The organism is Candidatus Nitrospira nitrificans (assembly GCF_001458775.1).
Classification (GTDB): Bacteria; Nitrospirota; Nitrospiria; order Nitrospirales; family Nitrospiraceae; genus Nitrospira_D; species Nitrospira_D nitrificans.
Genome location: NZ_CZPZ01000001.1, coordinates 393,738 through 413,398, shown reverse-complemented (window position 1 = coordinate 413,398; position 19,661 = coordinate 393,738). Strand labels below are relative to the sequence as shown.

18 protein-coding genes and 2 tRNA genes are annotated in these 19,661 nt (G+C 57.1%); 13 read left to right on the top strand and 7 right to left on the bottom strand.

What is annotated here, in order from left to right; genetic code table 11:
- Positions 1-107 precede the first annotated feature (107 nt).
- From COMA2_RS01780 to COMA2_RS01770, 3 genes are all read right to left on the bottom strand, one after another.
- On the bottom strand, positions 108-938 hold the full coding sequence (locus COMA2_RS01780) for an NlpC/P60 family protein (protein WP_090894092.1): 831 nt from the start codon (positions 936-938) through the stop codon (positions 108-110).
- A gap of 6 nt (positions 939-944) precedes the next feature.
- Entirely contained in the window at positions 945-2,504 is a 1,560-nt protein-coding gene (locus COMA2_RS01775; RefSeq protein ID WP_090894090.1) for an AAA family ATPase, read from the bottom strand.
- A gap of 74 nt (positions 2,505-2,578) precedes the next feature.
- Positions 2,579-3,289, bottom strand: a complete 711-nt coding sequence (locus tag COMA2_RS01770) for a hypothetical protein (RefSeq protein WP_090894088.1) — start codon at positions 3,287-3,289, stop codon at positions 2,579-2,581.
- A gap of 417 nt (positions 3,290-3,706) precedes the next feature.
- On the opposite strand from COMA2_RS01770, the gene COMA2_RS01765 reads away from it, so the two are divergent.
- Positions 3,707-4,345: an MBL fold metallo-hydrolase gene (locus tag COMA2_RS01765; RefSeq protein ID WP_090894087.1), complete on the top strand. Its 639-nt coding sequence runs from the start codon at positions 3,707-3,709 to the stop codon at positions 4,343-4,345.
- A 19-nt stretch (positions 4,346-4,364) separates the two neighbouring features.
- On the opposite strand, the gene COMA2_RS01760 is transcribed toward COMA2_RS01765, so the two are convergent.
- The 4 genes from COMA2_RS01760 to COMA2_RS01745 all read right to left on the bottom strand — a co-directional run bounded on the left by COMA2_RS01760 (position 4,365) and on the right by COMA2_RS01745 (position 8,511).
- Entirely contained in the window at positions 4,365-4,673 is a 309-nt protein-coding gene (locus COMA2_RS01760) for a hypothetical protein (protein ID WP_090894086.1), read from the bottom strand.
- Positions 4,674-4,859: 186 nt separating this feature from the next.
- The gene (trpS, locus tag COMA2_RS01755; RefSeq protein WP_090894084.1) at positions 4,860-5,852 is read right to left on the bottom strand and encodes a tryptophan--tRNA ligase; all 993 of its coding nucleotides are present in this window, start codon (positions 5,850-5,852) and stop codon (positions 4,860-4,862) included.
- Entirely contained in the window at positions 5,849-6,589 is a 741-nt protein-coding gene (locus tag COMA2_RS01750) for a site-2 protease family protein (RefSeq protein WP_217490577.1), read from the bottom strand. The genes trpS and COMA2_RS01750 overlap by 4 nt, the downstream gene beginning before the upstream one ends.
- Positions 6,590-6,594: 5 nt before the next feature.
- Positions 6,595-8,511, bottom strand: a complete 1,917-nt coding sequence (locus COMA2_RS01745; RefSeq protein ID WP_175304334.1) for a penicillin-binding protein activator — start codon at positions 8,509-8,511, stop codon at positions 6,595-6,597.
- A 158-nt stretch (positions 8,512-8,669) separates the two neighbouring features.
- Here COMA2_RS01745 and xerD point away from each other — a divergent pair, with 158 nt between their 5' ends.
- The 12 genes from xerD (at position 8,670) to miaA (ending at position 19,650) form a co-directional block, all read left to right on the top strand.
- Complete coding sequence (gene xerD / locus COMA2_RS01740) at positions 8,670-9,653, top strand: site-specific tyrosine recombinase XerD (protein WP_217490576.1); 984 nt, start codon at positions 8,670-8,672, stop codon at positions 9,651-9,653.
- Between the two features lie 99 nt (positions 9,654-9,752).
- Positions 9,753-9,828, top strand: a tRNA-Val gene (locus COMA2_RS01735).
- 131 nt (positions 9,829-9,959) lie between these two features.
- Positions 9,960-10,037, top strand: a tRNA-Asp gene (locus tag COMA2_RS01730).
- 73 nt (positions 10,038-10,110) lie between these two features.
- On the top strand, positions 10,111-10,812 hold the full coding sequence (locus tag COMA2_RS01725) for a MotA/TolQ/ExbB proton channel family protein (protein WP_090894081.1): 702 nt from the start codon (positions 10,111-10,113) through the stop codon (positions 10,810-10,812).
- Positions 10,809-11,252: an ExbD/TolR family protein gene (locus tag COMA2_RS01720; protein ID WP_090894079.1), complete on the top strand. Its 444-nt coding sequence runs from the start codon at positions 10,809-10,811 to the stop codon at positions 11,250-11,252. The genes COMA2_RS01725 and COMA2_RS01720 overlap by 4 nt, the downstream gene beginning before the upstream one ends.
- 13 nt (positions 11,253-11,265) lie before the next feature.
- Positions 11,266-12,360, top strand: coding sequence for an energy transducer TonB (locus COMA2_RS01715; RefSeq protein WP_139076976.1), 1,095 nt, complete (start codon positions 11,266-11,268; stop codon positions 12,358-12,360).
- 3 nt (positions 12,361-12,363) lie between these two features.
- On the top strand, positions 12,364-13,704 hold the full coding sequence (gene tolB, locus COMA2_RS01710; RefSeq protein WP_090894076.1) for a Tol-Pal system beta propeller repeat protein TolB: 1,341 nt from the start codon (positions 12,364-12,366) through the stop codon (positions 13,702-13,704).
- 79 nt (positions 13,705-13,783) lie between these two features.
- Positions 13,784-14,497, top strand: coding sequence for a peptidoglycan-associated lipoprotein Pal (gene pal / locus COMA2_RS19665; protein ID WP_139076974.1), 714 nt, complete (start codon positions 13,784-13,786; stop codon positions 14,495-14,497).
- A 64-nt stretch (positions 14,498-14,561) separates the two neighbouring features.
- Positions 14,562-15,962: a tol-pal system protein YbgF gene (gene ybgF, locus COMA2_RS01700; RefSeq protein WP_090894074.1), complete on the top strand. Its 1,401-nt coding sequence runs from the start codon at positions 14,562-14,564 to the stop codon at positions 15,960-15,962.
- A gap of 4 nt (positions 15,963-15,966) precedes the next feature.
- Entirely contained in the window at positions 15,967-16,728 is a 762-nt protein-coding gene (gene ybgF / locus COMA2_RS01695) for a tol-pal system protein YbgF (protein WP_090894072.1), read from the top strand.
- Between the two features lie 64 nt (positions 16,729-16,792).
- Positions 16,793-18,565 carry a DNA mismatch repair endonuclease MutL gene (gene mutL / locus COMA2_RS01690; RefSeq protein ID WP_175304333.1) on the top strand — a complete coding sequence of 591 codons (1,773 nt, stop codon included), beginning with the start codon at positions 16,793-16,795 and terminating at the stop codon, positions 18,563-18,565.
- 83 nt (positions 18,566-18,648) lie between these two features.
- The gene (gene miaA, locus COMA2_RS01685) at positions 18,649-19,650 is read left to right on the top strand and encodes a tRNA (adenosine(37)-N6)-dimethylallyltransferase MiaA (protein ID WP_245630801.1); all 1,002 of its coding nucleotides are present in this window, start codon (positions 18,649-18,651) and stop codon (positions 19,648-19,650) included.
- Positions 19,651-19,661: the final 11 nt, after the last annotated feature.

The following is a 19,661-nucleotide window of genomic DNA, read 5'->3' as shown; positions in this document are numbered from 1 at the left end:
TTTGTTCTGTAGCCGCGACAGGGGCATTGGCGATGGGGCAGTCGGGGGCCTGATACACATCTCTATCATTCGGGCGGGGTTGCTCGATGGCGCGCCGGAAGTCAGCGTCATTGTTCGGGTAATTCTGAGGACAGAGAAACAGCAGTCCGTTGCTGGCTCGAATCCTGAGCCCCCGTTTTTCCCGAAGAAATATGTTTCTGCGGGCTTAGAAGGTTTCCATAGACGGAAAACAGCTCGCCGGTCAGACGAGCGACATTGTCTGGATCGGTTGGGTGTTTCCGCCGGATATAGTCGTTGAGGACACGGCCTTGAGCGGTCTTATGGACATGAGGCTGGTCCAAATTCATGTTGTAGCGCTGGACAGCGTCGGCGACGCGGCTGATGAAGACCACAGTGCCGTCTGGATCCAGCCGTTCGACGACTCCCACATGGGTCAGGAGATCGTTCAGTGTGTTGTCTCCGTTAAAATCCCACGTATTATCAAAAAACACGAGATCGCCTGGGCTGACGTTCGACCCTCGAAGAAGGGTTCCGTGCCGACGCACGTGGTTGTGGATGAGCCGGACGCCGTTTCCCTTCGGGTCGGTAAACGCTCCATGATACAGGTCGATCCCGTGCTCCAGGAAGATGGCGCGTGTCACCCCCGCACAGTCGTAGGCGATTCGTTTGCCTTGGCTTGTAATCGTTCGCGCTCCGACCAGTCGCGCCGCAGATTCGACGATCGCCGATCGACTGGGGAGAGACGTGATGAAGGCAGTCGGGTGATTTCCAGAGGCTGGTCCGGGAGAAGGATGGGGCGGTGCGGGTCCATCACGAGGCTCTGTCTTGTCCGCTGAGATTGCGGGCGCACCGATTCCCCTCTTCAGCGTCTGGGCTGGCTTGGTGCAGCCCATGAGAGTCGCGATCGCAAGAACGGCTATGATCAGGAAGAACGGCATCAGTGGTTACCGCACGTTCACAAATCGGCCTTCGGCTGTCTGTCGGAGTGCATCGATGTCTTCACGCCGCGTGACGGAGAGCGGCACCGTGTGGGTCAATTCTTCGATGAGCAGATCAGTCGTGAGCGGAGTTTTTTGGTGCAGCGCTCGATAGAGGGCTGCTACCACTGCCTGTTCGATCTCCGACCCGCTGAAGCCGGCGCTTGCGCTGACGATCTTGCCCAGGTCAAACTTCTTGCTGTCCTGCTTCCGAAGGCCGAGGTGAATCGTCCAGATGCTTTCCCGTTCGACATCGTCCGGCAGATCGACGAAAAATATTTCATCGAACCGCCCTTTGCGCAGGAGTTCGGGAGGCAACGACGACAGGTCGTTGGCCGTGGCGACGACGAACACATCTTGTCTTTTTTCCTGCAGCCAAGTGAGAAAGGCACCAAAGAGTCGTCGGCTCAATCCCGCGTCGGCGTCGCCGTTTCCTCCGCCGGCGACCATCGCCTTCTCAATTTCATCGATCCAGAGAACAATCGGGGACAAGGACTCCGCCATGTCGATCGCTTTGCGGAAGTTCTTTTCCGATTCGCCGACGAACTTGTCGAACAACCGACCGGCGTCGAGTTTCAGGAGCGGAAGTTTCCACTCCCGTGCGATTGCCTTGGCGGCAAGCGACTTGCCGCAGCCCGGCACACCGACCAACATGATGCCGCGAGGCGGGGTGAGATTGAGCGATTTGGCTTCGGCGGTAAACCCAACTTGGGCGCGATCCAACCAGGACTTCAGATTGGCAAAGCCTCCCAATTCAAACCGATTGTCCTCCAAGGGATAGTATTCCAAGAGACCTCCGTCCTTGATCGCCTGCACCTTGCGCTGCAGGATGGTTTGGACATCCCCGGCGGAGAGAGTGCCCCGTTCGACGAGGCATTGGGCGATGACCTGACGGGCTTGATGGAGCGTCAATCCTTGTAGGGCACGGAGGATAGTTTCGGACTCCTTAGGCGAGAGGCCGCTTGCGGCAGTGTTGGGTTCAGTGATCGAACCGGGAATGCCGCGCGCGAGGGGCGTGGGCCGTGGACGAGAAGTCGTGCGAGGTCCCAACGATTGGAGCAACCCACGCAGCATCGATCGGAGTTCATCTTGGTTCGGCAGTTTGAGGTCGAGCCGCACCGCAGTTTTGTCGAGATCCGGCGGCAGCGTGATCGGCTGACCGGTCAGCACGCAGGTGGCCCGTGATCGACTATAGATGGCGGCAACCTCTCGAAGTTGTCGGCAGACAGCGGGATCTTGCAGGTGCGGGCCGAGGTCCTTGAGCCAAAACACCGCTTCGACGGTCAACCCATGAAGATGCTGCAGGACAGCCAAGGGGGTCGCGGTCATCTTACTGAGTGTCGCGCCCTCGTCGGCGCGAGTGAGTCCTCTGGTGATAGACCACTCGAACAACGGCATGCGTTCCTGCGCGGTCACCGATTGTAGTAGGGCCAGGACCCGCTCCTCCTCCACTGTTTCAATGACGACGAGAGGATGGGAGGAGCGAATGAGAGTACGGAGATCGTGCACGCTGGTTGACAGAGCCATCGGAGGGCAATGCTAGCACGAGGCCTTGACCGGACCAAGAAAACCGGTGATTGTGGCCGTCGTCCGTCGAAGGCTTATGTCTTGGCGGGACTGTCGAGTGCTTTGTTGATTTCGTTGATAAGGCGGCGCTCGATTTCGCTCGTTTCTTCGTGACTGACGGTTAAGATGCGACCCCCTTGTGCGACTCGTTCGAATTCCGCCTTCACGCCGAGCTTTGTGAGGCTGTCAGGAAGCGCTTGCAGAGAAATGAGGTATTGGTTTCGCGAGCCCGTCACTTCGAGCGAAGCGGGGTTGGAGATCTTGCGCTCCGTCACATAGACCGCCCGTTGATCGGTCTTGACGCTGACCTTCAGGTGATATCCGTTGCGTGCCAGCGCATCTTCAACGACTTTGGCCACGGTCGGCATAGGCCGGGGGAGCGTATCGGACTGGGCGCCTTTTTCCTCGACTTTGAGGGATTCCGTCATCTGCGAGGCAATCATTCGCTTGGTCTCAGCCAGTTGCAGCTCGTATTGCTCGATTTGGTGTTTGGCTTCGTTTTTTGCGGCTTCCGTGGTGCTCCTTGCATCCCGGAGCTCTTGATTGAGGAGATCGATTTGCTGCTGCATCACCTTATTCCCGTCCTGTAAAGAGCTCAGGAGGGACTCTTGTTTGAGGACCTGTCTCTTGAGCACTTCATTTTCGGCGCGGAATGGGCTGTCATCCGGAGTACATCCAAAGGCAACCAAGACCAATAGGAACCCGACCTGTAACGACCATCGAACAAGTAGTGTTTCGGTGCGCACGCGTGAGTCCTCCTAATTCGGTGGGTGGATTATCTACACTTCTGATGAACTTGTCCATGTGATATCCGATCGATGACCGTTCCAGCGACTCACCGGTTTGCCGTTCGGATGAAAGTCACGGGCGGATATCCTGTCGTCGTTATCCTGTCATTTCATGCAGTTGTCGTCGGCGACCGAGAGTGCGGACTACTCGGGGTGTCGTAGCAGATGACGATGGGCTACACGATCGGGTCAGTAAGGGCAAATTTCTCACACCTTAGATCCAATTGGTCCTGCCGGATCACCGGGCGGCGCCTCGGCTTCTGCTTGACTCGGATGGAATCATGATGAAGACGTTTCAGCGGTAGAGAAGAGGGAGGGAGAATGAAGGTTCCTCGCTTGCGCTTCCTGCTCGTTCGACTGTAGCATGTTCGTATCATGACCGCCTTGATTCGGAAGACCTTCTCGGTTCCACCCCTCGGTTGTAATTGCTCAATCATCGGTGATCCCGTCACGAAGCAGGCGGTCGTCATCGACCCCGGTGGCGCGCCGGAACGAATTCTCCAGGAGGTGCAGCAACTGGGGTTCACCGTCACCCGCATCCTCCATACGCACGCCCATCTCGATCACTTTCTGGCGTCCAGCGAGATCAAGAAGGCGACCGGAGCGGCGATTTGCCTGCATCAAGACGATCTGCAACTGTGGAACAACCTCGAACTTCAATGTCGGGTTTTTGGGGTGTCGTATGTGCCGGCGCTGGCTCCGGACCATTGGCTTGGGGATGAAGAACGGGTGATGCTGGGGCAGGCGCCGATTGTGGCAATCCATACACCAGGCCATACACCTGGGTCGATGAGTTTTCATGTGCCGAACGACAAGCTTCTGTTGGCTGGGGACACACTCTTTCGGGGAAGCATCGGCCGGACGGACTTATGGGGAGGCGACTTTGAGACCATCGAGGAATCGATTCGTGAGCGACTCTATACCCTTGATGAGGCGACTACGGTTGTGACCGGTCATGGGCCGGACACCGAAATCGGCATTGAAAAGGAATCGAATCAGTTTGTTCGTGTGTGACAAGGTTGGGCCGTAGCGATTATTCCCTGCCCATGCGTTCTTTCAGGCGCTCCATCCGCTTTTCAGTCGATTGCTTGATAAAGATCATGTTCTCGGCAAGATGTTGCCGAGCGTTGATCTTCCCTTCATCACGCCGTTTTTGTTGATCGAGTCCGAACTGCGCGATGATCGGTCCGTCTTCCTTGTTGAGTTCTTTCCAGATCTCGGTACAGCGGGTTTGTTTGGCAGCCGGATAGGTGTCGCACGGCGGGCCGACGGCCGACCACACGGAAGCTGTGACGAATAGGCCGATCATCAGCGCCGACAGATGGCACCGGATCTGAGTCATGTCTCGTTCCAATAGAAAGAAAGATGGTTCGCAGAACGCGACACCATACCACAAGTCGCGCTATCGCGCAGACCTGTGAGAGATCTCTCCTCGCTGACAGCTCTCCTGTGAGGAATATTGGACTGACTCGATTGTTCTTCTTGCGGATTTGCAAATCTTGCAGGAGAGGCAAGGGGCGTTTGCGGGCTAAATTTTCATGGCTTCGTTTACTTCCTCCAGCGTCGCCTTGGCGACCGCGGCCGCTCGCGTACTGCCGATCTCCACGATCTCGTCAACGCGGGACGGCTCGTGCGTGAGTTTGGCGCGCTTGTCCCAGATCGGTGCCAACTGTTCCACGATTCGGTCCGCCACGAGTTTCTTGCAGTCGATACAGCCGATCGCAGCGGATCGGCAGTCTGCGTTGACCTGGTCCCTGACTGCCTGCGGGGAATAGATGGTGTGGAATTCGTAGACGGGACAGAGGTCTGGATTGCCGGGGTCGGTCCGTCTGACACGGGCTGGGTCGGTGACCATGGTCTTGAGTTTTTGCCGGACGACCGGTTCGGCATCGGAGAGGTTGATCGTATTATTGTAACTCTTGCTCATTTTACGGCCATCGGTGCCAAGCACCTTGGGAAACTTCGTCAGGTGTTCCTTCGGTTCAGGGAACACCGCGGCCTTGTAGATATCGTTGAATCGACGCGCGAGCTCTCGTGTCAGTTCCAGGTGGGGAAGTTGATCTTTTCCCACCGGAACAAAATCCGGTTTGTACAAAAGGATGTCGGCGGCTTGTAGCACCGGATAGCCGAGAAAGCCGTAGGTGGTGAGGTCTTTCCCCTTAATCTCATCTTGTTTTTCTTTATACGTGGGATTGCGCTCAAGCCATGAAACGGGCGTCATCATTGAAAGCAAGAGGTGGAGGATGGCGTGTTCCGGGATGCGAGACTGGATAAAGAGGGTGGAACGTTCCGGATCGATACCCCCGGCAAGCCAATCGATCAGCATCTCACGCACGAACGTCCGGATGCGGCTCGTGTCGGCATAGTTTGTCGACAACGCATGCCAGTCGGCGACGAAGAAGTAACAGTCATATTGTTCTTGCAGCACCTTCCAGTTTTCTAAGGCGCCGAGAAAGTTCCCGAGATGCATGAGGCCGCTGGGCTGCATGCCGCTGAGGACTCGTCCGCGTGGTGTACTCATTCTGCGACTCCCGGACGGAGACCAAGCGCCGTGGACAAGATCGTCCCGGACAGCTCCTTGGCGAAGGTCCCGGTGATCGTATGGAGAATGCCTAGTTCTTTGTCGAACACGATGAGCCCCACCAGGATGAGCATGCCATAGGGCTCCAATCGCGCGAGTGTCATCGCCGGCTTCGACGGCAACAGCGCCGTCAGGATCCGTCCGCCGTCGAGCGGGGGGATCGGAAGCAGGTTGAACAGTGCGAGAAATACGTTGATCATTACGGAATATTTCGCCATGACGGCGATCGGGCTCAATAAGAGGGTTGCAAGGAGACCCGAGGACTCTTCGGCCTCGGTGGCGCTGCGAGGAGACAGGGTCGGCTCGAACGTCAAGATCAACGCCAAGAGCAAGGCGCTGACGACGGCGAGCAGCAGGTTCATCCCGGGACCGGCCGCCGCCACGAGCGCCATGTCGCGTCGCGGCTGATGCATATTCCGAGGGTCAATCGGAACCGGCTTGGCCCAGCCCAACAGAAAGCTCCCGGGCAACAACAAACAGATCAGCGGCAAGATGATCGTACCGAACGGATCGATATGGGCCAGTGGATTGATGGTGAGTCGTCCTTCACGTTTTGCGGTCGAGTCGCCGCATTTCTCCGCCATCCAGCCATGGGCATATTCATGGAGGACCATCGCAAACAACAAGGGGAGCCCCATGTACGAGATTGTGTGAAGGATTTGCGAGAGGGAATTCATGACGATCAATCCAACTGGACAAACTTACCCTGTTTCACCTGCAGAAGAAAGAGCGGGCGGTGCAGGGTGCCGTCTGGTCCGAAACTGGCCGGTCCGGCGAGTGTCGGCAGGTTGCGCTGGGTTATGAGGAATTCGTGGAGCGCTTCGCCGGAAGTGGCCCCATGGCGGATTCCTTCGATGACGACTCTGGCCGCATCATAGCCCTGCATGGTGAACAGCGATGGAGTCGATTGAAAGCGCTTGTGGTACCGCTGAACGAACTCCTGTACGGCGGGGTTCGGGCTGTCGGCGAAGAAGCCATCCACGAATGTTGCACCGTCGACAGTCCGGTCGGCGGTGCGGGCGAAGTCCTGCGAGTTCCAGCCGTTGGTGCCCAGCAGCGGGGCTTTGATGTCATGAAACGCCAGCTGCGCGGCGAGGAGGCCGATCTCGTGCGAACGACTGGGGATGAAGATTGCGTCAAACCCCGGCGTGTAGAGGACGCGTTTTTCGTTTCGACCGAGAGGCTTGCCGGGCTGTCGTGGCGTTTCAATCGGAACCGCCAGCCCATACTTTTTCAGATCTTCCGCCTTGAGCCGTTGGATCTGCGGGCCAAAATCCGTTTCCCCTTCCTTGAAGGCTTCCATGGCGATGATTTCGCCGTCGTATCGGCGCACCTCTTGCGCGAAAAGCCGGGCAAGTTCTCGCCCATAGACGGTGTCGGGGTGGAGAATGCAGAATCGTCGATAGCCCTGTTCTTTCGCGGCGTAGGTCGCGATGCGTTCGGCTTGCATGGCGTAGGTCAACGAGGTGCTGAAGAGGTAACTGCCCAACCGACGGACATTGGGGAGTGTGGCTGCCGGTGTAATCAACGGGATCCTGGTTCTTTGCGCCATTTCAGCCATGACCGGAAGGTTTTTGGACAACATCGGGCCGATGACGACGAGTGGACGGTCGTCATGCAATAGCGTCGAGAGATCGTCCAAAAAGCCCAGCCGGTCGGCATCATGATCCTTCACGATCAATCCGACGGATGGGCTGCCCGGTTGCTCGTGAGCCCGTTCCACCGCCAATTGAATGCCCTCCAGGACGTCATTGGCGAAGGGGGACAAGTGGCCCGACAACGGAAGGACGGCCGCGATAAAATATTGGTTGGCCTTCAATCTCGACTTGATGAGTTCCAGCGATTCGCTTGCTTTCGGGACGGAGGGATGAGCAGGAAACGCAGCGAGAAAATGCCGGGTCTCCCGTTCCGCTAAATGGTCTTCGCCTCGCCCGATATAGTAGTCGATCAGTCGAAGCGACGCGAGGTCGGCGGGATAGGAGCGAGGATAGGCATCCCGCACCCGGGTCAGCCCTTTTTTATCCAGCTTTTCGGTGATGAATTGGCGAATCTGCTCCCGTGTCTCCGCCATCTGTGCGTCGGAACTGCCGGCCATGCCTTCCAGCAAGGTATGGATGGCCCGGACATAGTCTCTCTTTTGAGCGAATGCCTCGGCGGTCAGCTGCTGGGCCTCGCGTTTGGTTGAGTCGTCCGATGCCGCTGTCCGCACTTGCGCCAGCAACGGCAACGCGAGGTCGATATTGCCCATCGCGGTATGGGTGCGGGCCAACATCAGTTTGCCTCGGTCCAGGAGGTCGGATTCGGGAAACTCCGTCTGAAGTTGGTTCAGATAGCGGAGCGCCTCTGCGTAGTCCTTCATTCCATAACACGCGGCGCCCAGCAGCAGATAGGTGTCATCGAGATGTTCGGGTGGTGGAGTGGTCGTCAAGAATCGACGCAAGACTGTGGCTGCGGTTTCCGCGTCCCCTTTCTCAATCAGGTGTTTGGCCTGGTTCAAGACCGGTGGGTTTGGAAGAAGGACCTTGACGGGATCTGCCGCTGCCGCGTCGCCCGGTTGAGCCGACATGACGCCGCTGCCGAGCGTCAGCGCGAGAGCCATAGCGACCATCAGCGGCGGCCATGCAGGGATGGAAGAGGGGTTATACGAGTAGGTGAGCATTACGTTCGATCGGCGGTAGGCCGTAGGCAGACTAGTATCGGAAAGGGTGCGGCCTGTCAAGGAGTACTCGGGTGGCAGCATTGTACTGATGCAGCGAGTTGGCTATAGTTCGTGCTCCGACCGCCATGATTGAACCAACGGCACCATTGCTGGATCCTCTGCTTGAACGGTATCTCAGCGAGCTGCGGATTGAAAGCGGACTAGCCACCAATACGCTCGAGTCCTACCGCCGAGACCTGTCGCGGTGGCAGCGATACTTGATGGAGCATCAGCTCAGTGTGGTAGCCCCTGTCCCACCGCACACGATACGGTCCTTCCTTGCATCGCTTAAACACGAGGCCCTTGCGGCGTCATCGATTGCCCGTCTCCTCTCGGCGATGCGAGGGTGGTATCGCTTTCTGATTCGGGAAAACCTCGTGGAGGCCAGTCCGCTCCGTGATATGAGGGCGGTGCGTCGGCCGGTTCGATTACCGAAGACACTGACGCATGAGGAAATGACGGCATTGCTGGAGCTGCCGGCTCGTGATCACGCCGAGGATCAACGCGATCGCGTGATGTTGGAATTGTTGTATGCGGCGGGTCTTCGTGTGTCAGAGCTTGTCGGACTCAGTCTTTCGCAGATCGACATGCAATTGGGTTGCGTGCGAGTCGTCGGGAAAGGCGCCAAAGAGAGGGTCGTCCCGATGGGACAGGTTGCGGTCAAGATGTTGGTGGATTACGTGGAGCATGTGAGACCCGTTCTACTCAAAGGGCGATCGTCCCGTGTGCTGTTCATCAGCCGGCGAGGACGAGGGCTTACGAGGCAGGCATGTTGGAAGCTGCTTCTGCGGCGGGCGCGACGCGCCGGCATTTCCAAATCGATTTCTCCGCACATGCTGAGGCATTCCTTTGCCACGCATCTGCTGGAGGGAGGAGCCGATTTGCGAGTCGTGCAATCAATGTTGGGGCACGCAGACATCGCGACGACTCAAATCTATACGCATGTGGAAGGCAGCCGGTTACGACAGATCCATCGCCGATATTTCCCACGACAGCGTGGCCGACGGCAGTCGGACGTGCAAAATTCCACGAAGCCTAAATAGTTAGGAATCAGTATATTATGGAGCGTGATGAACGGGACGTGAACCCGTTGACAAGGAATCGTGGACTTGATACCCTCCGCAGCGGTTGCCAAGAAAATCGGGCGGATAGCTCAGTTGGGAGAGCGCTGCCCTTACAAGGCAGAGGTCACAGGTTCAATCCCTGTTCCGCCTACCATGTAAAAGTGTGGTACGCAGAGGCAGGAAGTGTGTTTGCTGTGTGGAGGGTCTGTTCCTACACGCAGGAATTGATCGGCGACCAACGACTTCGTCTTGTCGTGCTGTTGTTCTGCCATCGATAGATTTTGCGGGGCCGTCGTTCAGCCTGGTTAGGACGCCAGATTGTCAATCTGGAGGTCGCGGGTTCAAATCCCGTCGGCCCCGCCATTTTCTTCAGAGTTTGGTACAATCCACTTTGCCAAGGACTCATGAGCGCTGAGGAGGGAGAGTAGAGACTCGTATGTTTCAAGCCGGCCCACTAGGAGTCATTCTGTCGCTCGGGATCGTGTCCAAGGTGGTCCTCGTCCTCCTGGTCTGCTTTTCGGTTGCGTCCTGGGCCATCATTTTCTACAAACTGGCCGTGTTTCGCACCGCTGATGCAAAAGATCGTCATTTTATGGCCGTATTGCTACGGGCCAGAGATGTGGAGGATGTCACTCGGCATGCGCAACAGACGATCGGAAGTCCCTGCGCAAAGATTTTTCATACCGTGATTCAACGGATCGGTTATCTCCCCACCGAGATGAACGAACACGGTTCCATTGCGTATGATCGACATGTGATGGAGCGGACGGCGGCTCATCTTGTCCAGGGACAAATCGCCAAGTTGGAATCGTTCCTTCCGTTTCTTGCGACGACCGGCAATATCTGCCCGTTCGTGGGGCTCTTGGGGACGGTGATGGGCATTATCGACTCATTCCGGGAAATCGGCACGCAAGGCACAGCCAGCATTGCGGCTGTGGCTCCCGGCGTTTCCGAAGCCTTGATCGCGACCGCAGCCGGATTGTTTGCCGCGATTCCCGCCGTCATCGCCTATAATTATTTTCTCGTACGCATCAGACGTGCCGCCATGCATATGGATTCGGTCGTGGTGGAGCTCCTGGCCTTGATTCCAGCCCAGACGAGACCTGTCGCTCCGGTTTCCGTTGGAGCGAAGGGATGATGTTTGAGACAAGGCAGCGTCGATTTTTAGCGGAAATCAACGTCATTCCGCTTGTGGACGTGGTGCTGGTGCTTCTGGTGATCTTTATGGTCACGGCACCGATGCTCTATCGAGGCATGGACATCAAGTTGCCGACTTCGGCGTCGAACACGATCAAGCCGGAAATTCGAGCGGTGCTGACGATCGAAAAAGATCAACGCCTCTATCTCGACAAAGATCAGGTGAGCGTGGCTCAGCTGGAACGGAAGTTGCGCATGATGAAAGAAGAGCATGTCGATGTCTCGTTGTATTTGCGCGCCGACCGCGACGTGCCATATGGAATAGTGGTTCAGGTGATGGATGGAGTCAAAAAAGCCGGTATCGAGAAACTTGGCATGGTGACTGATCCCACCGGACCTGAACGTGTCAGTGAGGGTACGCCATCCCAACACAATCAGTAGGATAAGGTCCACGGTGCAGGCTTGGGCATCAGCCGGCATGGTTTCGGATGATGAATGGCAGGCGAGACTGACTCGTCGCTTGGGCCTTGCCGTCGTCGTCTCTCTGGTCCTTCATATCGGCATACTGGTGATAGTGGGCTGGGTTCGACTGCCACGGCATGGTGAACGGCCTCTGACGTCGATTGAGATTTCCCTCGCGAGTTTGCCGACGCTTCCGGAAAAGGCCGTTGACCCTCAGAAAAGTCCGCCGATTAAGAAAGAGATAGAACAACCCAAGCCGGTACAGCAGACGAAGCCCATCGAGCGCGCGAAAACCATTACGCCACCCAAATCCGTTGAACAGCCGAAACCTATTGAACCGTCGAAATTCGCTCCTCCTGTGAAAGCGCCCGCGCCTCTTCCGCCGGTGACCGCCGCGCCTGTTTCTCCACCAGTGACTCCCGCAAAGCCTTCGAATGATCTGATGCGCGATATCATGAAAGATATTGAGTTGCCTCCGGATGCTCCAACACGCGGCGACATCAGTCCCGAGGACAAACCAAAAAAAGCGCCTGCGATGAAGCTGCCGGATGTGCCGGTCGTGTCGGAAACCAAGGAGACGACGCAAAAAAAGCCGGTTGCCTCTGTTCCGTCCTCATCCTTGACGGAAGATGTGGCGAAGGAATTAGACGAGGAATTGAAGAAAATCAAGACACTTGAGGTGCCGAAAGCAGCGCCGCCGGTGGATGTGCCGACAAAACCTGTGACTCAGGTTGAAGCGAAGGCCCAGAGCGCCAAGGCTGTCGACACCGCGCTGAAGGTTCCCGGAATGGCTCCTGGTTCTAACGCCTATCTTGCGCTTGTGCGGAAGCGAATCAGTAATGCTTGGAATGCCCCGCCCATGGATCTGACCAGCCATGCGTATGTCGTTGTCATACAGTTCAGACTCCATAAGAACGGATCGGTCACCGGTGTGACGATCGAACAATCGTCCGGAAACGAGTACTATGATTTGGCCGGGAAACGGGCTGTGATCAGCGCCAACCCATTGCCGGTGTTTCCATCTGATATCACGGATCTGTATTTTGATGCCCATTTCACCTTTACCGTCGGAGAGCCACAAGGATAAGCCATGACGTTTCGAGTTGTCGTGCTCGTCAGCCTGTGTGTATCGATCGGTGTGGCGTGGATCATTGAATCCGGCGCCGCCGATGTCTTTCTTGAAGCCACGAGATCGGATTTTCAAAAGATTCCGCTCGGGATCGCCGGGATTGAAAATCTGGGCGGGTCGGAGTCACCCGAGGCGCGCGTGAAGCTCGGCACGCGCATTGAAGACGTGCTCAAGGCGGACGTGCGGCGCTCGCTGGTCTTTGCGCTGGTCGATTTGCCGAGCCTTGGCATTAAGGTCGGTCACCTCGGCGCTGAGCCCGATCCCTCGTTCAAACGAGCTGCCGAGAATGGGGTGTCGGTCATTGTGTGGGGTCAGGCGGGAATGAAGAGTGGGAGCAAGGACGCCGATCTCAGCATGGATGGCTATGTGTATGACGCCGGGAACAATGAAGTCGTGGGCGGGAAACGCTATGTCGGCTCGACATCGGTCGCTCGCCTCATGGCCCATCGCTTTGCGGATGAGCTGGTCTTTCGCTATACGGGAGAGCCGGGAATCGCCCGGACGAAGATCGCCTATGTCTCGGAATTGGGGACGGCTCGTGAATTATTCGTGATGGATTACGATGGATATGATCCGCGTCAGCTGACGGCCGATGGGTTTTTGAATCTGATGCCACGTTGGTCGCCGGATCGCCGATTTTTGGTCTTCACGACATACCGCAATCGGAACACGCAGGATATCGACATGATCGAGCTGGCCACGGGGAAGCGATGGACACTCGTCGCTCAAGGAGGGTTGAATATCACGCCGGTTCTCTCTCCCGACGGGAATTCGCTGGCCTACTCATCAAGCCATGAAGGGAATGCAGAATTGTACAGATTGGATACCAAGACGAAAGCCGTTCAACGACTGACCACGCATGCGGCCGGGGACTTATCGCCCTCATGGTCTCCATCGGGCCGAGAGCTCGTATTTACGTCCGATCGGAGCGGGGGACCACAGATTTTCCTCATGAGCGCGGATGGATCCAATGTGCGTCGATTGACGTTCGAAGGAGACTATAACGCGGCGCCGGCCTGGTCGCCTCGAGGAAATTGGATTGCCTATGTGTGCCGGACTCCCAAAAAAGAGTACAAACTGTGTGTGATCACTCCCGACGGTCAGAAACGGCTACAACTCACGACAGGGTTGGGCGTGGATGATTCTCCGTCTTGGTCGCCGGACGGACGGCATCTCGTTTTCAGCTCGACGGTGGAGGGGAAGAGTCAGATCTACATGATTGATGCCGACGGGAAAGATCTCGAGCGCATTACGTTCACCGGCACGCACAATAGCGCACCGTCCTGGTCCCCGGCCTCGTAAATTTCCAGGAAGGCATTGACGGCAATCGTCCTAGGTTGTAAGAAAAAGGGACGGTATTTCACAGGAGGGAAGGAATCCAATGAAAAAAATACCAGTCAGCTGTCTGCCGTTGATCCTTGGGATTATCGTACTGGGAATGCCGGCCTGCTCGAAGAAGGCGGTTCGATCCGGGGGGGATATACAGGCGTTGCAAGACGAGATGGCCAAGGGAGGGGGGAGCAAAGACGGCACGAGTTCAGGTTTTCCCGACACGTCGTTCTCCGGACGCGATGAGTCGAATAACTTGCGGGGGTTGGATCGCAATCCTTCGGAAGAACGGTTGGGCGGACAGGCCGGCAATACAGGGAGTCCGGGCGGTGCCGGCCATGCCAACGCGATGGTTGCCAAAGCGGATTCCGGCTCGGCCGCTCGTCAGTTGGCTGAAATTCGTGCGGAGCAGGTGGCGTCGGTGGCAGCCGGACTTCGGGACGTCTTTTTCGCGTATGACAGTTTTTCAGTCACCGACGAAGGGCGTCATGCCCTTGCCGGCGATGCGGAATGGGCCAGATCGAATCCGACCGCACAGCTGAAAATCGAAGGCCATTGTGATGAGCGCGGCACGTCGGCGTATAATTTGGTGTTGGGTGAGAAACGCGCGAAAGCCGTTCGGAATTACCTCGTCGAGCTGGGGGTGGCTCCCACGTATTTGTCGGTCGTCTCGTACGGCAAAGAACGGCCGTTCTGCACGGAACATACAGAATCGTGTTATTCGCAGAATCGCCGTGGACATCTCGTTGTCAAGACAGGAAAGTAGTGAGCCGATTGCGCCGCTCGCCTGAACGTATCCTGATCGTAAGCGGTCGTTTGGATCTCAGAACATGACGTTTCAACTACGAACCGCGCATGGTGTGCTTCTCGGTATCGTCGTGGGCGGTCTCCTTCTGCCCGGTTGTGTCGCGCAGCAGTCCGACCTGAAGAAAGCCGAAAAAGATCTTCAGCAGCAGCTGTCCCAGACCAGAGCCAGGCAGAGCCAGGAAATTTCGACCTTGCGCGAATTTGAACTGCCGCAGCTGCGAGGAGAACTGGATAAGGCTCTGCACCAGGCACGAGAGCTCCAGGGGAAACAGGAGGACTTCAAGCATCGGTCGGCCCAGTTGGAGCAGCAGACAAAAAAACTTGAACAATTGGCGGCCAAGCTCGAAGCCGACAGCAGCACGCGGTATCTGTGGATGCAGAAGAGCTTCGAGACGCAGGATGTGAAGGTGTCGGCCCGGCTCGACGAGCTCTCGAAGGCCATGGAGACGTTGAAAAAAGAGGTCATCGATGTCGTCCAGCGCACGAACGAGGGGTTGGCAAAACGCGTCGATGTCAAGATGGAAGGGCATCAAAAGGAGTTAGCCGAGCACCAGAATAAGATTGAACAGATCTCTCTCAAGTTCACGCAGTTCAATCAGGCGCTGACGGGATTTCGGGAGGCGCTGACCGGACTGAATGATCGCGTGGGCGAGCATGAGCAGGTTACCAAGCACTTGACGTCGAAAATCGATGTCGATTCAAAAGCGACCGCCACCCATGCGGAAGATGTCAACCGAAGCGTGGTCTCCATTACGAGGGCGCTTGAAGCTGTCGGAAAAAAAGTCACGGCTCGCCTTGATGAGCAGGATGGACGAATCGATGGCTTGGCGAAAGCTCTTGAGCAGGTATCCAATAAGCCTGCTTCTCCTCAGCCGGCTCACAAACCCGCGCACCACTCCGCACCGGGAGTCAATGAGCCCACGGTAGAAGGAGGCGAGACGGCAAAGTTGTCTGCGGGCCCGGAGACGACGGGTGGTTCAACAACGATCTCTCCTCCTCAAGAAGCACCGAAGTTTGAACCGGTTCAAGCCAGCGCCGATCCACCTGATCGGGGTCGGTATGAGCGGGTATTGGGGTTGTTTCGGGACGGGGATTTGGAAGGCGCTCGGCAAGGGTTCGCCGGATTTCTCGATGAGTATCCAAACTCCACCCTCGCGCCGAATGCCCGGTTTTGGCTGGGGGAGTCGTACTTCGGCAAGAAAGAGTTTCAGCGAGCGATCGATGCCTACGATAAAGTGGAGATCGACTATCCCGGCAGCGAAAAGGTGCCCGCTGCAATCTTGAAAAAGGGCTATGCCTATCTGGCATTAAAAGATAAAAGGCGAGCGTCGTCCGCCTTTAAACAGGTCGTCACCCTCTACCCGAAAACTGTTGAGGCGGGGAAGGCTTCGGATAAACTAGCGCAGCTCAAGGAGGTGCGGTAGCAACATGCATGTCCGTACACTTGTGTCTCATTCCGCGGCATGGGGATTGTTGGCGTCGACGGTCGTGCTGGTGGGCTGCGCCAAACATGCCGATTTTATGGAAATGCGCAATCAGCTCTCGACCATCTCCCGAACGCAGGATCAGGATCATCAACGGGTGGATGCCGTGATGCGCCGATTGGAAACCGTCGAGCGAAGTAAGGAGACCGATCCCGCGAAGGTGCGATTTGATGATCTGGCGACTCGCTTTCAAAAGCTTGAAAGTCGATTGGCAAAGCTGGAAGAGGTCGCCAGCCAGGCATCTGCCAGGGCGGATTCCCCGACTGAGCCGCGCGCTTCCAGACCCGTCAAGCAGACGCCGCTTGCCGAACCGGCGGGGATAGTGTCCGGTATCACGCCGACCTCTGCCTTCAATCTGGCCTATAATGATTACCTCAATGGGAAATACGAACTTGCGGTCGCCGGGTTCCAGCGGTTTATCAAGGATTTTTCCGGTACGTCTCTGACTCCGAACGCCCACTATTGGCTGGGAGAGTCGTATTACAACTTGAAAGACTATGGGCGGGCCATCCATACGTTCGACTCTCTCGTGGCGGAATATCCGGGGAACGAAAAGATTCCCGCGGCGTTGTATAAGCTTGGCTTAGCGACGGCAGAGACCGGCGATCTCGGCAGGTCGAGAAAAAATCTGAAGCGAGTCCTTGAGGAGTTCCCCTCATCGGACGAGTCAAAGTTGGCGAAGAATAAGTTGGCCGAAATCCGATGACCGTCGCCATGATGCGACGTCCCTACCTGGTCACCGCCCTTTCACTCATGAGGAGCATCGTGTCGTGCTGAAAACCGACGGCAGTGGTCGGATTTGTGTTCTTCCTGAAGAAGTCATCGGTCGCATTGCAGCCGGAGAAGTGGTCGAACGCCCGGCGGCGGTCGTCAAAGAGCTCCTCGAAAACAGTATCGATGCGGGAAGTCGGTCCATCACGATCGACGTGAAGGACGGAGGCCTCTCCTTGATTCGGGTGACCGATGACGGGGCGGGCATGAGTCGGGAAGACGCTCCATGCGCGTTTCAGCGGCATGCCACGAGCAAGCTCCGGTCCGATCTGGACCTCTGGTCCATCCGAACGATGGGCTTTCGGGGCGAGGCCCTACCGAGCATCGCCGCAGTGGCCCATGTTCGGCTGACAACGGCGACGCCATTCGCCGACGCGGGGACAGAGTTGGAAGTCGTGGGGGGAGCGATCGAGAGAATCACCGAGGCTCCTCCGGTCCTGGGAACACGTATCGAAGTCGCAGAGCTGTTTTATAATCAACCGGCCCGGAAGAAGTTCCTGAAATCGACCATCACGGAGTTCTCGCATATCAGTCGGGTCGTCCAGCAGGCATCGCTTGCCTGGCCGTCCCTCCATGTTCGCTTGACGCACAATGCCGAGGAGATTCTCAATTACCCATCGGCTTCGTCGGATGACGATCGGATCGCCCAGGTCTATCGGCGCACCTTTCTCGACCACAGTCTCCGGATCAAAGCCTCGGTCCCCGGGGCTCAGCTCAGCGGGTACATTGTGGATGCGGTCCATGCAAAGACCGCTCGCATCCCTCAGGAGTTGTTTGTCAACCGCCGTCCTGTGCGTAACGCTGCCGTGTCTCATGCAGTCGGGGAAGGATATGGCTCATTCCTCGCCAAGGGGAGTCAGCCGCGATTCGTGCTGTTTCTGGAAATTGACCCGGACCGTCTCGATGTCAATGTCCATCCGACCAAGCGGGAAGTAAGATTTTCCGACAGCGAGATGATCCACCAACTCGTACGGCGAGCGGTTCGCCATGTCTTGAGCGGTGGAAAGACCGAAGAGCTTGGGAACCCCGCGTTCGCCGAGTCTTCCGTGCGACGGATCTTGGGTTCCATCGTGACCACGCTCCCTGTGGCCGAATCCGTTGAAGCGGACTCGATGACCCTGTCGCGCGTCCAGGAAACTCAATTGCCGTTGGTGAGCGAAGCGGCGGAGCCCTACGGGCGAGTGCCTTCCGCTGAGGTGACTGCGCTGGGGCAAATCAATCGGACGTTCCTCGTCGCGCAAGTCGGCGGCGATCTGACGGTGATTGATCAACACACGGCCCATGAGCGGGTTCTGTTTGAGCGGCTGTATCGCGCATGGACGACTCGTGGCATTCAGGCCCAGCCTTTGTTGATCCCTGATCCTGTCGAACTGACGCCATCTCAGACGGCAGTGCTTCAGCGTTACCAGCATGACCTGGAGCAGTTGGGGGTGGAACTTGAACCGTTTGGCTCCTCAACCGTCTTGATCAGGGCGATTCCCGTCGGTCTCGGCAAGCTTGATCCTGCCACGTTTCTGCACGATCTCATGGATGATCTCACGCAATGGGACAGCGCTCCCAATCTGGAGGCGCGAGTGCGGTCGGTCCTGGCATCGTTGGCCTGTCATGGCGCGGTTCGGGCCGGTCGCTCGATGAAAGCGGAAGAAATCAAGGCGCTGATTGAGGACTGGCGTACCGAAGGAGAGATCACAACTTGTCCACACGGGCGGAGAACATCCTTCCGACTCAGCATCACGGATCTCGAGAACATGTTCGGACGAGCCGGCTGGTAGGTCGTGGCAGAGAAATCGGCGATCGACAGTGGGCGAGCGTGCCGTGCTCATGCTAACCATATCTCAGCAACGCTGATATAAACATGCTATCAGAAGGTGTGCGTCGCCACCGGCCTTTGGTTGTGCTCCTGGGGCCGACAGCCGTCGGAAAGAGCCGGGTTGCGTTATTGGTGGCCAAACATTTCGACACCGAAGTTCTGACCGCAGATTCGCGTCAGGTGTATCGCGGAATGGACATCGGAACGGATAAACCGACCGCGGAAGAGCGTCAGGATGTGCCGCATCGGCTGATCGATGTAGTCGACCCCGGCGAAACGTTCAACGCCGGTTGGTATCGGCGGGTCGCGATGGGAGAAATCGAACGTTTATACGGTGCGGGGCGGTTGCCTTTCGTCGTGGGCGGAACAGGGTTGTATCTCCGGACCTTGGTGAGAGGGTTGTGTCCAGCGCCCCAGGCCGACCCGCTGGTGAGGGCAGACCTCAAGAAATTGCGAGACGAACGGGGGCGAACCGGTCTCTATGCAGAGCTGATGCGCGTTGATCCTGAAACGGCGGCACGGTTACACCCCAACGATGAATCCAAGGTCATGCGAGCGGTAGAAGTGTATCGGCTATCGGGGCGCCCCTTGTCGACGGTGCAAGCCGAACACGGGTTTGACGAGACTCCGTTTTGCGCGCTTCTGATCGGCCTCGAACGACAGAGAGAGACTCTCTACCGCAGGATTGAGGAACGAATCGATTGGCAGCTGACTCATGGAATGGTAGAAGAGACTCGATCGTTGCTCGGCCAGGGATACGGTCGGGAGCTCGGGGCGATGAAAGGTCTCGGTTACCGCCAGGTCGCGGCCTATTTGGCGGAGGAGTGTGATTACGCCGAAATGGTGCGCCTGTTCAAACGCGATACGAGACATTTTGCCAAACGGCAGATGACGTGGTTTCGACGTGAAGCGGGCGTTACATGGTTGTCGATCGAAGACAGCGAGCCCCGTGAGCGAACGGCAGAACGAGTGATCGCACAGATCGAACAATTTGTGAGCGCTCTCGGACAACAGACACGGCTTGCTGCGGTGAAGCGAGCCTCTTAGGAAAAGGATCC